This window comes from Micromonospora wenchangensis (assembly GCF_002210435.1).
GTDB lineage: Bacteria > Actinomycetota > Actinomycetes > Mycobacteriales > Micromonosporaceae > Micromonospora > Micromonospora wenchangensis.
Genome location: NZ_MZMV01000008.1, coordinates 97372 through 111942, shown reverse-complemented (window position 1 = coordinate 111942; position 14571 = coordinate 97372). Strand labels below are relative to the sequence as shown.

15 protein-coding genes are annotated in these 14571 nt (G+C 72.0%); 4 read left to right on the top strand and 11 right to left on the bottom strand.

Annotation, left to right across the window (positions count from 1 at the left end; all coding sequences use genetic code 11):
* Positions 1–2 precede the first annotated feature (2 nt).
* Entirely contained in the window at positions 3–1187 is a 1185-nt protein-coding gene (locus tag B5D80_RS06895) for a polyamine ABC transporter substrate-binding protein (protein ID WP_088642943.1), read from the bottom strand.
* A 210-nt stretch (positions 1188–1397) separates the two neighbouring features.
* Between B5D80_RS06895 and B5D80_RS06890 the strand changes: the two genes are divergently transcribed.
* Positions 1398–1910 carry an Lrp/AsnC family transcriptional regulator gene (locus tag B5D80_RS06890; RefSeq protein WP_088642942.1) on the top strand — a complete coding sequence of 171 codons (513 nt, stop codon included), beginning with the start codon at positions 1398–1400 and terminating at the stop codon, positions 1908–1910.
* Positions 1911–2069: 159 nt separating this feature from the next.
* Here B5D80_RS06890 and B5D80_RS06885 read toward each other — a convergent pair whose 3' ends face one another.
* Genes B5D80_RS06885 through B5D80_RS06875 form a run of 3 tightly spaced genes read right to left on the bottom strand, consistent with a single transcriptional unit; the run spans position 2070 to position 3207 of the window.
* Positions 2070–2255 (bottom strand): DUF397 domain-containing protein, encoded by a 186-nt coding sequence (locus tag B5D80_RS06885; RefSeq protein WP_088642941.1) that lies wholly within the window; start codon positions 2253–2255, stop codon positions 2070–2072.
* An 11-nt stretch (positions 2256–2266) separates the two neighbouring features.
* Positions 2267–2449 carry a DUF397 domain-containing protein gene (locus B5D80_RS06880; RefSeq protein ID WP_088642940.1) on the bottom strand — a complete coding sequence of 61 codons (183 nt, stop codon included), beginning with the start codon at positions 2447–2449 and terminating at the stop codon, positions 2267–2269.
* A complete protein-coding gene (locus B5D80_RS06875) occupies positions 2440–3207 on the bottom strand; it encodes a helix-turn-helix domain-containing protein (protein ID WP_088642939.1) in 768 nt (255 codons plus the stop codon). Before B5D80_RS06875 ends, B5D80_RS06880 begins: the two co-directional genes overlap by 10 nt.
* Before the next feature lie 507 nt (positions 3208–3714).
* Between B5D80_RS06875 and B5D80_RS06870 the strand changes: the two genes are divergently transcribed.
* Positions 3715–5064: an aspartate aminotransferase family protein gene (locus B5D80_RS06870; RefSeq protein ID WP_088642938.1), complete on the top strand. Its 1350-nt coding sequence runs from the start codon at positions 3715–3717 to the stop codon at positions 5062–5064.
* A 29-nt stretch (positions 5065–5093) separates the two neighbouring features.
* Positions 5094–6470, top strand: coding sequence for an NAD(P)/FAD-dependent oxidoreductase (locus B5D80_RS06865; RefSeq protein ID WP_088642937.1), 1377 nt, complete (start codon positions 5094–5096; stop codon positions 6468–6470).
* 173 nt (positions 6471–6643) lie between these two features.
* Here B5D80_RS06865 and B5D80_RS06860 read toward each other — a convergent pair whose 3' ends face one another.
* Complete coding sequence (locus tag B5D80_RS06860; protein WP_088642936.1) at positions 6644–7030, bottom strand: DUF3499 domain-containing protein; 387 nt, start codon at positions 7028–7030, stop codon at positions 6644–6646.
* A 154-nt stretch (positions 7031–7184) separates the two neighbouring features.
* On the opposite strand from B5D80_RS06860, the gene B5D80_RS06855 reads away from it, so the two are divergent.
* A complete protein-coding gene (locus B5D80_RS06855; RefSeq protein WP_088642935.1) occupies positions 7185–7634 on the top strand; it encodes a metallopeptidase family protein in 450 nt (149 codons plus the stop codon).
* A gap of 159 nt (positions 7635–7793) precedes the next feature.
* Here B5D80_RS06855 and B5D80_RS06850 read toward each other — a convergent pair whose 3' ends face one another.
* From B5D80_RS06850 to B5D80_RS06825, 6 genes are all read right to left on the bottom strand, one after another.
* A complete protein-coding gene (locus B5D80_RS06850) occupies positions 7794–8051 on the bottom strand; it encodes a WhiB family transcriptional regulator (protein ID WP_007455784.1) in 258 nt (85 codons plus the stop codon).
* Between the two features lie 475 nt (positions 8052–8526).
* Entirely contained in the window at positions 8527–8820 is a 294-nt protein-coding gene (locus B5D80_RS06845) for a phospholipase (protein WP_088642993.1), read from the bottom strand.
* 73 nt (positions 8821–8893) lie between these two features.
* Complete coding sequence (locus B5D80_RS06840; protein WP_088642934.1) at positions 8894–10291, bottom strand: DUF4331 domain-containing protein; 1398 nt, start codon at positions 10289–10291, stop codon at positions 8894–8896.
* A gap of 197 nt (positions 10292–10488) precedes the next feature.
* Positions 10489–10767: a hypothetical protein gene (locus tag B5D80_RS06835; RefSeq protein WP_088642933.1), complete on the bottom strand. Its 279-nt coding sequence runs from the start codon at positions 10765–10767 to the stop codon at positions 10489–10491.
* Positions 10768–10893: 126 nt separating this feature from the next.
* Complete coding sequence (locus tag B5D80_RS06830; protein ID WP_088642932.1) at positions 10894–13416, bottom strand: bifunctional FO biosynthesis protein CofGH; 2523 nt, start codon at positions 13414–13416, stop codon at positions 10894–10896.
* A 123-nt stretch (positions 13417–13539) separates the two neighbouring features.
* Positions 13540–14478, bottom strand: a complete 939-nt coding sequence (locus tag B5D80_RS06825; protein ID WP_088642931.1) for a hypothetical protein — start codon at positions 14476–14478, stop codon at positions 13540–13542.
* Between the last annotated feature and the right edge of the window lie 93 nt (positions 14479–14571).

Here is a 14571-nt window from a genome sequence, read left to right as displayed (position 1 = left end):
GCTCACGCCCCGATGACCTGCTGGAACCTGGACTCGTACTCCTTTTCCTGTTTCTCGTCCAGCGCCATGAAGACCTTGGACTTCGCCAGCAGGGCGTCGTCCGGGAAGATCAGCGGGTTGGCGGCCAGCTCCGGGTCGATCTTCTCCATCTCGGCCTGGGCGCCCTTGACCGGGCAGATGTAGTTGACGTACGCGGCGAGCTTTGCCGCCACCGCCGGCTGGTAGTAGTAGTCGATCAGCGCTTCGGCGTTGCCCCGGTGGGTGGCCTTGTTGGGCACCAGCATGTTGTCGCTGAACAGCATCACCCCCGAGTCCGGCGCGACGAACCTGATCTTGGGGTTGTCGCCCGCCAACTGGATAACGTCGCCGGACCAGCCGACGCACGCGGCGATGTCGCCCTTGGCCAGGTCGGGGGCGTAGTCGTTGCCGGTGAACCGGCGGATGTGCTTCGACTCGACGGCCTTACGCAGCTTGACCAGGGCGTCGTCGAACTGGGCGGCGGTGAAGTTCGACGGGTCGTGCCCGTTGGACTGGAGCAGCAGGCCCATGGTGTCCCGCATCTCCGACAGGGCGGTCACCTTGCCCTTGAGGTCGGAGCGGGTGAGCAGCTCGTTGACGGTGCGGATCTCCCCGGTGACGCTGCCGTTGTAGGCCAGCCCGGCGAGGCCGGACTGCCACGGGATGGCGACCCGGTTCTCCTGGTCGAAGGAGCGCCCACGCAGCGACGGCAGCAGGTTGGCCGCCACGTTCGGCAGCTTGGCCGGGTCGAGTTTCTGGATCCAGCCGAGCCGGATCATCCGGGCGGCCATCCAGTCGGTCAGGACGATGATGTCCCGCCCGGTGCTCTGACAGCCGGCCAACTGGTTCTGCACCTTGCCGAAGAACTCGTTGTTGTCGTTGATGTCCTCGGTGTAGGTCACCTTGATGCCGCTGGCGGCGACGAACGCGTCGAGGCTGGGGCGCTTCGCGGCGTCCTTGTCGTCCACGTCCATGTACTGCGGCCAGTTGGAGAAGGCGAGGGTCTTCTCCGTGGCCGACAGGTCGTCGCTCGTGCAGCCGGCTTCGGTCTGGGTCGCCGCCTTGGTGCCGCAACCGGTGAGGCTGCCGCCCGTGGCGAGCAGGGCGGCCGATCCGAGGGTGCCGGTGAGCAGTCCACGCCGGGTGAGGGGCCGGAGGGGAGTACGCATGTGACGACTCCTAGGGGGTCGTCCGTCGGCGGCGGGGACGGGGGTGCGGCGCCGGCGGGAGGGTCGGGTGCCTGAGACGACTGATCCTGGCATGAGGTCACCGCCCCCACAAGGGATTCCGTTGCTGGAATAGGCTGTGACGACGAATTACGCCAGACTGCGCGGGCGGCACTAAGCTCGACCGGGGGAAACGGACATGGGGAGCGAACGATGACGGTCCGGCAGCAGGAGCACGGCACCGGCGGGCGACGCGTCGCGGTGCGTGAGGGGGCCAGCCACGCGCTGTTGGACGACGTGGCGAAGCAGATCATCGAGCAGTTGCAGGAGGACGGCCGCCGGCCGTACGCGACGATCGGCAAGGCGGTCGGGCTCTCCGAGGCGGCGGTCCGCCAGCGGGTGCAGCGGCTACTCGACGCCGGGGTGATGCAGATCGTCGCGGTGACCGATCCGCTCCAACTCGGCTTCCCCCGCCAGGCCATGATCGGCCTGCGTACCGACGGCGACCTGGAGGCCGTCGCCGACCGGCTGGCCGGGTTCGACGAGATCGACTACGTGGTGATCACCGCCGGCTCGTTCGACCTGCTCGCCGAGGTGGTCTGCCGCAACGACGCCCACCTGCTGGAGATCCTGCAACGACTGCGCTCGGTGCCCGGGGTGCTCGCCACCGAGGCGTTCGTCTACCTCAAGCTCCGCAAACAGACCTACACCTGGGGTACGGCCTGAGCCCGCCCACCGTGATCCACTCCCGTGGGCCGAGGTAGCGGTATCCGCGCGCCCGGACACCGCTATCTGGCCGACATTGAGTCGATCATGCGGCCTCGTCGGACGGAAGGTGGCCCGCTCAGCGGGGCGGCGTACGGAGCCGGCCGGGGTGAAGAGCGTTCAGCGGGCGGTCGCGGCGACGAAGGCGCGCCAGGCGTCAGGGGCGAAGCTCAGCGTGCCGCCGGCCCGGTCCTTGCTGTCCCGCACCAGCACCCGACCCGGCAGATTGTCCGCCACCTCGACACAGTCACCGCCGTTGCTGCTGCTCCGAGTTGCCGTACGCCAGCGGGGCTCAATCACGTCCACGGCAGCGGCACTCATTTCTGAGCGGCGACGAAGGCGCGCCAGATCTCGGGGGCGAAGCTCAGCGTGCCGCCAGCCCGGTCCTTGCTGTCCCGCACCAGCACCCGACCCGGCAGATTGTCCGCCACCTCGACACAGTCACCGCCGTTGTTGCTGCTGCGGCTCGCGGTCCGCCAGCGGGGCTCGATCACGTCCATCTCTCCACCGCTTCCCGGATCAGCTCATTCGATCGACGAGCGGGCAGCGCCTCGCCGGCCACGCTCTCCCACCTCCTGCCCAGGCTAGCAATGTCGGCGCTCTCGGTCACCATCTCGCCACGGAGCTGGTTGTCCAGATAGGCCAGCTCACTGCCGTCGGGCAGCCGAGCCAGCATGAACGGCCCGGCCAGACCGGTGTGCCAGGGTCCACCGAGCGGAATTACCCGCACCTGCACGTGCTCCCGCCCGGCGACGGCCGCCAAGTGGGCCACCTGTCCGGCCATGGTCACGCGATCGCCGACCACTCGGTGGAGCACCGCCTCGTCGATCACGAAGACCAACTGGGCCGGAGGGTCACGGTCGAGCAGGACTTGTCGCTCCAACCGCCCGCCCACCAGTTGCGCAACCTCGTCAGGCGGGAGCAGGCCGCCGGTCCCCAACACCGCTCGGGCGTACTCCTCGGTCTGGAGCAGGCCCGGCACGAGCAATGACTGGTACGAGCGGATCGACGTGGCGTCCTGTTCCAGTTCCGCCCACGGGCGGAACCAGGGCAGGTCGCGGCGGCGGTAGGGCTCGGGCCAGAGTTCGGCGGGTTCCCGACCGAGGATGCCGGCCACCGCGACCCGGGTACGCGGATGCGGCACCCGCCCGGCGCTGAGCCACCGGCCGGCCGTCTTCGGATCGACACCGACCCGGTGCGCGAGGGATTCCACCGTCTCCCCGCGCTCGGCCATCGCCACGCGAAGCACCTCGTTCACCGGCAGTTCCTCCCGCCCGATCGACACGCTCCGGCGCACCCTAGCGACAGTGCGTGTCGATGTCCGCCCGGCATCGGCGTGTTGGCCCGGGACCTCTCCGAAAGCCCCCGAGGTGCACCGGAAGTGCACCGGAAGTGCCCCACCCCGGTCCACCCCTCCCACCTCAACCACTCCGGGATGCCGAAGTAGCGGCATCCCGCACCCCGGACGCCCATGCGCGGCCCGCAGGATCGCTTGATCCACTCCTGTGGGCCGAGGTTGCGGTGTCCCGTGATCCGGATACCGCACCTTGGCCGATGTTGAGTCGATCATGGAGCCGGCGGAGGTCGAGTCGGTCGCACCGTCGCAGAGGGTGTGCGGATTCCGTTGCCAACTACCCGGAGTCACGCTGAATCCGTCGTCTCGAAGGCGAAGTGGACTTGCATTTCGCGGTCGGGCTGTGGGATAACCGAGGGCAGAGCGGCCGGATCCCCCTCCTGACCGGCCCGAGACCCGATGGGGCTGACAATGGCTGCCGACGCCACCGACCACCTCTGGATGCACTTCACCCGGATGGCCAGCTACGCCGCCGGGGAGGTGCCGACCATCGTGCGCGGCGAGGGCGCGTACGTCTGGGACGCGCAGGGCCGCCGCTACCTGGACGGGCTCGCCGGGCTGTTCGTCGTCAACGCCGGGCACGGGCGCACCGAGCTGGCCGAGGCCGCCGCGAAGCAGGCCGGCGAGCTGGCGTACTTCCCGCTGTGGTCGTACGCCCACCCGAAGGCCGTCGAGCTGGCCGAGAAGATCGCCTCGCTGACGCCCGGCGACCTCAACCGGGTCTTCTTCACCACGGGCGGCTCGGAGGCCGTCGAGGCGGCGTGGAAGCTGGCCCGCGCCTACTTCAAGCGCACCGGCAGGCCGACCAAGCACAAGGTGGTCAGCCGCTACCTCGCCTACCACGGCACCTCGATGGGCGCGCTGTCGATCACCGGCCTGCCCGGCATCAAGACCGACTTCGAGCCGTTGGTGCCCGGCGGGATCAAGGTGCCGAACACCAACTTCTACCGGGCCCCCGAGCACGGCGACTCGCCCGAGGCGTTCGGGGCCTGGGCCGCCGACGAGATCCGCCGGGCCATCGAACGGGAGGGGCCGGACACCGTGGCGGCGGTGTTCCTGGAGCCGTTGCAGAACTCCGGCGGCTGCTTCCCGCCGCCGCCCGGCTACTTCCAGCGGGTACGCGAGATCTGCGACGCGTACGACGTGCTGCTCGTCTCCGACGAGGTGATCTGCGCCTGGGGGCGGCTCGGCGAGTACTTCGGTGCCGCCCGGTACGGCTACCAGCCCGACATCGTCACCACCGCCAAGGGCATCACCTCCGGCTACGCCCCGCTGGGCGCGATGATCGCCAGCGACCGGCTGATGGAACCGTTCCTCACCGAGACCGGCATGTTCGCCCACGGGGTGACCTTCGGCGGCCACCCGGTGTCCTGCGCGGTGGCCCTGGCCAACCTGGAGGTGTTCGCCCGGGAGGACCTGGTCGGCCACGTCCGGGCCAACGAGGGTGCCTTCCGGGCCACCCTGGAGAAGCTCACCGACCTGCCGATCGTCGGCGACGTCCGGGGCGACGGCTACTTCTACGGCATCGAGCTGGTCAAGGACAAGACGACGAAGGCCACCTTCGACGAGGCCGAGTCGGAGCGCCTGCTGCGCGGCTTCCTGTCCTCGGCGCTGTTCGCGGCCGGGCTCTACTGCCGGGCCGACGACCGGGGTGACCCGGTGGTCCAGCTCGCCCCGCCGCTGATCGCCGGGCAGGAGCAGTTCGACGAGATGGAGCAGATCCTGCGCGCCGTCCTCACCGAGGCGTGGTCCCGCCTGTAGACCACGGGCGCTCTCCCCCGGAGCCGCACATGCGCTACCAGGAACTGTCCCACTGGCTGTCCACCGTGGACGAGCCGTTGACCCCACGGCCGGCGTTGCCCGGCGACACCGACGCCGACGTGGTGGTCGTCGGCGCCGGCTACACCGGGCTGTGGACGGCGTACTACCTCGCCCGCGCCGATCCGACGCTGCGGATCGTCGTGCTGGAGGCCGAGGTGGCCGGCTACGGCGCGTCCGGGCGCAACGGCGGCTGGTGCTCGGCGCTGTTCCCGACCGCGCTGCCGGCGCTGGCCCGTCGGCACGGCCCGGCGTCGGCGCTGGCGATGCAGCGGGCCATGCGGGACACCGTCGCCGAGGTCGGTCGGGTGGCCGCCGCCGAGGGGATCGACTGCGACTGGCGGCACGGCGGGACGGTGCTGCTGGCCCGCACCGACGTGCAGCTCGGCCGGGCCCGTGCGGCGGTCGCCGAGGCCCGGGAGCACGGGCTCGACCCCGACGACCTGGTGCTGCTCGACGCCGCCGGGGCCGCCGCCCGGTGCGCCGCCGAGGGGGTACGCGGCGGCACGTACACCCCGCACTGCGCCGCCGTGCACCCGGCGAAACTGGTCCGGGGGCTGGCCCGCGTGGTGTGCCGGCTCGGGGTGCGGCTGCACGAGCGGTCCCCGGTGACCGCGATCCGGCCCGGCGCGGTGGTCACCCCGCACGGCACGGTACGGGCGGAGGTGGTCGTGCGGGCCACCGAGGCGTACACCCCGGCGCTGCCCGGCCACCGCCGCACCGTCGCCCCGGTGTACTCGCTGATGGTGGTGACCGCGCCGCTGCCCGAGCGCACGTGGGAGCGGATCGGGCTCGCCGGCCGGGAGACCTTCTCCGACTACCGGCACCTCATCGTGTACGGCCAGCGCACGGCCGACGGGCGGCTCGCCTTCGGCGGGCGGGGTGCCCCGTACCATTTCGGCTCCCGGGTCTCCCCCGGCTACGACCGGGAGCCCCGGGTCTTCGCCGCGCTGCGTCGGACGCTGGGGGAACTCTTCCCGGTGCTCGGGCCGGACGTGCCGGTCGAGAGTGCCTGGGGCGGCCCGCTCGGGGTGGCCCGGGACTGGTCGGCCTCGGTCGGGCTGGACCGGTCGACCGGGCTGGCCTGGGCCGGCGGCTACGTCGGCGACGGGGTGGGGACGAGCAACCTGGCCGGCCGTACCCTCGCCGACCTGGTCCGGGGCGTGGAGTCGGAGCTGACGGCGTTGCCGTGGGTGGGCCACCGCTCCCCCCGCTGGGAGCCGGAACCGCTGCGCTGGCTGGCGATCAACGCCGGCCTCCGGGTGATGTCCTCGGCCGACGAGGTGGAACGCCGCACCGGCCGCCCGGCCCGCCGCGCCACCGCCCTCTCCCCCCTCCTGGGCCACTGACCCCGCCCCGCCTCCCTCCCCACCCGCCGCTCACCCACCGCTGACGCCCGGTGATCAAGAGGTTCGCGTCATGGTCGATCTTCAGACTGACGCGAACCTCTTGATCACCGGGGAGACCCGGGCGGGAGGCGGGGAGGCGGCGGGAGGGAGGGAAGGGAGGGAGGGAGCCGGGGTCAGTGGTTGGGGGGGATTACGCGGAGGTGGCCCCGGCGGCCGGTGGGAGGGGTCTGGGGGTGGGGGTGGGGGTGGTGGGGGTCGTGGTCGTCCTGGGGTGGGCGGGGGGCGACCGGGCGGGCCGCCTCGCGGACGGCTTCGGCCAGGGCGACCAGGTCGTCGGTGGTGGGCGGCGGCGGTTCGAACTCGCCCTCGTGCCGGACGACGTCCCAGCCCCGGGGGGCGGTCAGGCTCCGCGCGTGCTGCTCACACAGGTCGTACGTGTGCGGCTCGGCGAACGCCGCCAGCGGACCCACCACCGCCGTCGACTCGTTGTAGACATAGGTCAATGTGGCGACCGCTTGCCGGGGGCAGCCGTTACGGGAGCAGCGCCGTGGTGACCTCACGTGCGGCAGGGTATCCCCATTACCGGGTCCGGCGCACCGGTTCGCTTTGCGACACGCCCGGCACCGTGATCACAATTCGCACCTGGTGCTCCCGCCGCGCCCGTCGACGCGCGCCGCCACGGGCCGGGGCGCGCCGAGGGCTACCCTTTGGCTCATGACGAGCCCGGAACACCGCCGCCCCGGCTCCGGCCGGCGCAACCACCGCGACCGCCACGGGCGTGGCCTGCGCGGGCGGCTGGTGCCGGCGACCGTGCCGCTGGCCCGGACCAAGGCCGAGATCTTCGACGACCTGGTGCTGGACACGGTGGAGACGCTGGAGCGCCGGTTCGCCACGGAACTGGCCGGCGTCGAGTTCGCCGTCGAGGACGTCCCCCCGGACCTCAACGTCTACGACTCCGACGTGCTGGAGGACGGCGAGGTGCCGCTGGCCCGGCTGCTGCCCGGCCGGCCCGGTCGGCAGGAGGTGCCGCCCCGGATCGTGCTCTACCGCCGGCCGCTGGAGTTCCGCGCGATGGACCGCGAGGACCTGGCCGACCTGGTGCATGACGTGATCATCGAGCAGGTGGCGAACCTGCTCGGGGTCGACCCGGACGAACTGGCCTGACCGCCGGGCCGACCGTGCCCCGGTCCGCCGACCGGTAGCTCCCCCGTGGACGCGGCCGGCACTTCCGGTGACCGGCCACCGGCCCGACGTCGGTCACCCCCCGCGACCCCGTCGGGCGTGAGCCGGGCGGCCCCCACCGCCCCGGCCCGACCCGTCGGCTCAGGCGGCCCGCCGCTTGAGCTTGCGCCGCTCCCGCTCGGAGAGCCCACCCCAGATCCCGAACCGCTCGTCGTGCCCGAGAGCGTATTCGAGGCATTCCGTCTTGACCTCGCACCGCGAACAGATCCGCTTCGCCTCGCGGGTCGAGCCGCCCTTCTCGGGGAAGAACGCTTCCGGGTCGGTCTGCGAGCACAGTGCCCGCTCCTGCCACTCCGGCGCGTTTCCGAGCAGGTCGGCCACCTCAAGCTGGCCGTCCATCAGATGCCTCCTTGTCGCGCACCGACGTCACCGCCGCTGCAACCCCCCACGCGAAAGGCGTGCTTGTCCGTCCGGTCCCTATTTGTTGCGTTCCGCGCGAACAACCCCATCGAAATTACACGCGTGTAATGCGTGCGCCGTCAAGCCGAACTTGATAATGGAGTCGCCCTCCCGACACGTCGCCGGACGGTCACCGGACCACCCGGCCCTCGCAACCTGCCCTATCGATTCAGACCCCGGGCGAGTAACGCCCTCTCCGGCGAGTTGCCCCAGATTTCTGCCGTGGCGTCGCCGCCCCGGACGACACCCGGGAACGCCGCCGGACGCTCCGTCCGACCGTCTCGCCAAGATCATGAGCATGGTGGGGGACAGGTTAACGCGGTTGGCCCCGGACCGCCCGTTCACCCGTAAATGACGACAGCGCCCCGTCCACATCGTGGACGGGGCGCTCGGGTCGGGACGCCTGCAACGGCGCTCAGGTCGACCGGGGTGGGCTGCTCGGCCAGACGAATTCGGCGATCGCCCCACCGTTGACGGAGATCGTTCCGGCGGGTGTCTCCTCATCCCACCAGACGGTATAGAGACCCGCCGTCAGATCCGGGTAGACGGCACTGTGGAACACCCCGTCCCGGACGATCCGCTCCCGGACGGCGGAGTGCGTCCGCACCGCGCCGTCCTGGTCGACCCGGCTGATCTCGATCTCCCGACCGTGCAGGTCACGTCCGGTGTAGATGATCAGGGCACCCATCTCCCCGCCGACGTCGAGCATCACCGTGCCACTCTCCGTCGGCCCGTACTGGTGGTGATGGTGGTGGTGTCCGTTCACGCCGCGCTCCGTCCGCTCAGGAGTTCGCCGCGGGCGGGTTGTTGAACCCGTCGTACGGCGTACCGAGGAAGGGGAAGTCCCGCAGGAACGGCGCGGTCACGTCGGCGGCGCTCAACCCGGGGGTCACCGCGCCGGCCGCCGCGTCCGGCTTGAACTTCTTGTCCACCAGCGGCACGGTCACCCCGGCCACCGCCCGCAGCGCGATGCTCACCACGTCGTCGACGACCCGGCGGCCGTTGGGGAACCCGGCCAGGTCCCCACCGAGCAGACCGAACTGGTTCGGCTTGCTGCTCGGCCTGATCGCGGTGTTCAACCGCAGCATGTCGGCCTGCACGTCCCCGGTGAGGTTGGTGAAGCCGTCGATCAGCCCGGACGGGATGCCGGTCAACAGGATGGCGAGCAGGTCGGCCCGGGGCTTCTTGGACTTGTTCAACGCGTCCAGGTTGGGGAACACCCCCGGGTAGAGCACCGGCAGCAGCGCCGCCAGCTCCGGCTGCTCGACGAACCGGGCGAACCGTTTGTCCTCGGTCGGGGGCAACGTGTTCCACAGGTCCTTCTTGGACATCGGCACGATGACCTCGTTGAACAGCGGATTGCCCAGCCGGGACACCTGGGTCCACGGGCCGACCGCCGCGTCCGCCGCGACCTTGTCGCCGAGCACCCTCACCTGCTGCCGGGAGGCGGTCGTCCACACCCCGATCGTCGAGGCCCGGTCACCCACGCCGTACCGGTTGGCCCGGCGGCGCACCTTGCTCAGCGGCACCTGCACCGCGATGCTGTGCACGTTCATCCGGTCCACCGCGTTGACCGGCTCACCCTCGGCCTTGAACAGCTTCTTGCCGGCCACGTGCAACTGCTGGAACGGCCGCAGCGTGCCCAGGTCGAAGATCGCGCCCAGGTCGACGAAGAAGCCGTCCGCACGCTGCCCGGCGAACACCTTCTCCCCCGTCGACAGCTTGAACGTCGCCTGCCGGACCAGGTCGTTGTACTTGGGGATGGACAGCGGCCCGACGTTGCACGGCGGGCAGGGCAGCTTGTGCGCGAGCACGTGCTCCTTGCCGTCGGTGACCCGGGTCAGCTTGTAGAACTGCCGCCGGTTCCAGTTCTTGCTGTCCAGCGAGTCGATCGGGCCGGTGTTGTAGAGAAAACTGTTCTGGTTCGTGATCTCGGTACGGAATTCGAACCGGTAGGTCACGTCGGGATGGCCGTCACCGTCGTTGTCGATATGGATCTCGTACCGCACGTCGTCGCCGAACTCGAAGAAGTTCGGGCCGCCCGAGGGGAGCTGCAACGGCACGTAGTTGGCGATCAACGTCACCGAGTCGGGCCGGTCGGGGCTGACGAAGGCGTAGAGGTCGGAACTGTCGGCGACCGGGTCCTTGCTTATTTCCGGTGCTTCGCGGTGGGACGACATGGCGGACCAACCTTTGCGGGATCATGAGGAATCAGGGCATGACGGACCGGGCGCGGAACCTGCGCCTGGCGGTGGAGGGGAAGGAACGCGGCCGGTCGACGCCGCGCGACGGAAGCGGGCGGGTCAGGCCACCCGCTGACAGCGGTCGGGGCGGCCCGCCCGGACGACGGACAGGTCAGCCCAGCCCGACGGACAGGTCAGCCGCGCCCGGCGGCGCGGCGCAGCCGGTCGGCCAGCCCCCGGTCGCGTACCTCGATCCGGGACGAACCGACGAAGACGTCCATCGTCCCGGACCTGGCGTCCCGCAGGTGGACCACGATCGGGCCGTCCGCGCCGGCCGCCGCCGGGGAGTTCTGCGCCACCGACACACCGGTGACCGTCAGGGCCGCCGCACCCAGCGTGGCGCTCGCCGCGGCGGTCAGTGTCTGCCGGCGGGTCAGTCGCGGCCAGGAACGCTTCCGCACTTCACTCGTCATGGGGAACCTTTCCTCCGGCGGCGCGTGAGCGCGCGCGGTGTGGAGCGCGAGGTTGCCGGCGGCGGCCCTCGCCTCAACCGCCGCCGGCGAACACTGGTACGGCCCGCACGCGCGAAAGGTTCGATGTCATCGTGACGGATGACCGTACGCGGTCGTCCGTTTGCGCGCCGGCCGTCCGGCGGCGGCGGCGATCGCCCGCAACTGCTCCTCGGTACGCGCCGATCCGTTGCCCGAACCCGCCATCCGGGAGATGGTCTCCTCCATCAGGGTGCCGCCCAGGTCGTTGCAGCCGCCCCGCAACATCGCCACGGTGCCCTCGTCGCCGAGCTTCACCCAGGAGCACTGGATGTTGTCGATCCGGCCGTGCAGCAGCAGCCGGGACATCGCGTGCACCACCCGGTTCTCCCGCCAGGTCGGGCCGGGCCGGGCGATGCCGGCCAGGTAGATAGGCGCGTTGGTGTGCACGAACGGCAGCGCCACGAACTCGGTGAACCCGCCGGTACGGTCCTGCACGCCGGCCAGCACCCGGAAGTGCGCCAGCCACTGCCCGGGGTGGTCGACGTGGCCGTACATCATCGTGGAGCTGGAGCGGATGCCCAGCTCGTGGGCGGTGGAGACCACCTCGACCCAGGCGGCGGCCGGCAGTTTGCCCTTGGTGAGCACCCAGCGCACGTCGTCGTCGAGGATCTCGGCGGCGGTGCCCGGAATGGTGTCCAGGCCGGCCTCGCGCAGCATCGACAGCCACTCCCGCACCGGCACGCCGGCCTTGGCGGCGGCGGTGACGATCTCCATCGGCGAGAACGCGTGCACGTGCATCCCGGGCACCCGGGCCTTGATCGCCCGGACGATGTCGGCGTACCCGGTCACCGGCAGCTTCGGGTCGATGCCGCCCTGAAGGCAGACCTCGCCGGCACCGGCCGCCCACGCCTCCTCGGCCCGGTCGGCCACCTGCTCCACCGACAGCCGGAACGCGTCGGCGTCCCGCTCCCGCTGGGCGAACGCGCAGAACCGGCAGCCCACATAGCAGACGTTGCTGAAGTTGATGTTGCGGTTGACCACGTAGGTGACGTCGTCGCCGACGGTGTCCCGGCGCACGTCGTCGGCGAGCCGGCACAGCTCGTCCAGGGCCGGACCGTCCGCGCCGAACAGGGCCAGCGCCGCGTCGGCGTGCCGGGGCTCCAGCAGCGCCGCCGGATCGTCGGCCGCCAGCCGCAGCCCCGCCCGCAGGTCGCCGTCGGCACCCGGCACCGGTCCGCCCGACGCCGCCGGGCTCACCTTGCCGGCGACCTCCGCCCAGTCGCCGTAGACGCTGTCGAAGTCGCCCCGCCGGTCGTCGGTGCGGCCGGCGGTGTCGATGGTGGCGTGCAGATCGACCCGGCCGCCGCCGAACACCTCCTCCGGCTCCTGCCACGGGCGGCCCACCGGCCGGGCCACCTCGACGGCCAGCCCGGTCGCCGGGTCGGCGAGCGCGCCGACGTGCGGCGACAGCCGGGGGTCGAGCCACGGGTCGCCCGCCCGGACGTACTCCGGGTAGATGGTCAGCCGCTCGCGCAGCGTGAAGCCGGACTTCTCGGTCTGCCGGGCCAGCTCGTCGAGCTGCGGCCAGGGCCGCTCCGGGTTGACGTGGTCCGGGGTGAGCGGGGAGACGCCGCCCCAGTCGTCGATGCCGGCCCGCAGCAGCAGGTCGTACTCGTCCTCGATCAGGTTGGGCGGGGCCTGGAGCCGGGCCTTCGGGCCGAGCAGCAGCCGGGCCACCGCCACGGTGGCCGCCAAGTCGTGCAGCTCGGCGTCGGGCAGGCCGCCCATCGCCGTGTCCGGCTTGGCCCGGAAGTTCTGCACGATCACCTCCTGGAGGTGGCCGTACTCCCGGTGCGCCCGGCGGATCGCGAACAGCGCGTCGACCCGCTCGGCGGGGGTCTCGCCGATGCCGATCAGGATGCCCGTGGTGAACGGCACCCCCACCCGGCCGGCGTCGTCGAGCACCCGCAGCCGCACCGCCGGCTCCTTGTCGGGCGAGCCGAAGTGCGGGCCGCCCGGCTCCGACCAGAGCCGGGTCGCCGTGGTCTCCAGCATCATCCCCATGCTCGGCGCGACCGGCTTGAGCCGTTGCAGCTCCGACCAGGAGAGCACCCCCGGGTTGAGGTGCGGCAGCAGGCCGGTCTCCTCCAGCACCGCCACCGCGCAGGCGCGCAGGTAGTCCACGGTGGAGTCGTAGCCCCGCTCGTCCAGCCAGGCGCGGGCCGCCGGCCAACGTTCCTCCGGCCGGTCACCGAGGGTGAACAGGGCCTCCTTGCAGCCCAGCGCCGCGCCCTGCCGGGCGATCGCCAGCACCTCGTCGGTCTCCAGGAAGGCCGCCGGCAGCCGGTGCGGCACCGTGGCGAAGGTGCAGTAGTGGCACCGGTCCCGGCACAGCCGGGTCAACGGGATGAAGACCTTCTTCGAGTACGTCACCACGCCCGGCCGGCCGGCGTCGCGCAGCCCGGCGTCCCGGACCTCCCCGGCGATCCGGAGCAGTTCGTCCAGTTCGGGGCCCCGGGCGGTCAGCAGCGCGGCGGCCTCGTCGACGTCGAGCGCCCGCCCGGTGGCGGCCCGGCGCAGCGCCCGACGTACCGCCGCCGGGGTCGGGCCGGAATCGGTGCGGTCAACCATCCGCCCAGCCTAGGCGCTTCCGGCGGCGATCCGGCAGGCACGCGAGCCGGGTGTGACATCTCCCCGGCGCTGCGCCGGCCGGGTCGGCACGCGCGCCGCGGCGCGCCGACCCGACCGGGCGGCTCAGTGCGGGGCGTTCGGGTCGTCGCGGCGGAAGTGCTGCGTGCGGTCACCGTCGGCGTCGGCCGTGCCGGTGGTCGGCTCGCCCGGCTGCCGGGGGATCGCCTGGGTCGGGTCGGCCGACGGGGGCTGCCCGAACGGCGGCCCGGCCGGCGGGGCACCGAACGGCGGGGCGGACTGCGGCGCACCGAACGGCGGAGCCGACTGCGGGGTACCGAACGGCGGGGCCGACTGGGGAGCGGCACCGGCCGGCGGGGCCGACTGGGGAGCGCCGAACGGCGGAGCCGACTGCGGGGTGCCGAACGGCGGGGCCGACTGCGGCGGCGGGGCGAAGCCGGGCTGGCCGTACTGCCCGGTGCCGGGCTGACCCGGGTAGCCGGCACCCGGGTAGCCGCCCTGCTGCTGCGGCCAGCCGGGCTGGGGCTGCCCGTAGACGCCGGGCTGCGGCTTCGGCTTCGGCACGTGGTAAAGGGTGCGCCAGATCCGGTAGACCACGAAGGCGGCCACCCCGAACAGCGCGAACCAGGCGGCCCGGGTCAGCATGCCGAGCAGGGCGTCCAGCACCTCCGCCTCGGCCAGCCGGCCGACCAGCCAGATCAGGAAGGTCAACACGCCGAACAGGGCGGCGAAGGCGTACTCGCCGATGGCGATCTGGGTGAACTGCCGGGCCCGGCCGGACACCGGTGCGAGGTGGGTGACCAGCAGCACGGCCAGCAGCGGCAGCACCGTCGACTCGACGCCGACGAAGGCGAAGAACTCGCTGCCCGCCCGCCCCGAGAAGGTGCTGTAGTCCGATGTCGGCACGAGCAGCCGGACGAACCCGACGAAGAGCAGCACGGCGTTCGCGCCGAGCAGGACGAGCGCGGCGAGTTCGCGCAGGGGTGCGGTGATCTGGCGGGCCTGCGACGCGTCGTGCGACGCGGGCTCGGCGGGGCTGGTCACGAACTCTCCCTCGGGGCGAAACGGACAGAGGCCGACGTGAGCCTAGTCTCCCGGGCCGCCCGGCGGCGGGACACGTCCCGTACGGGAGGATGG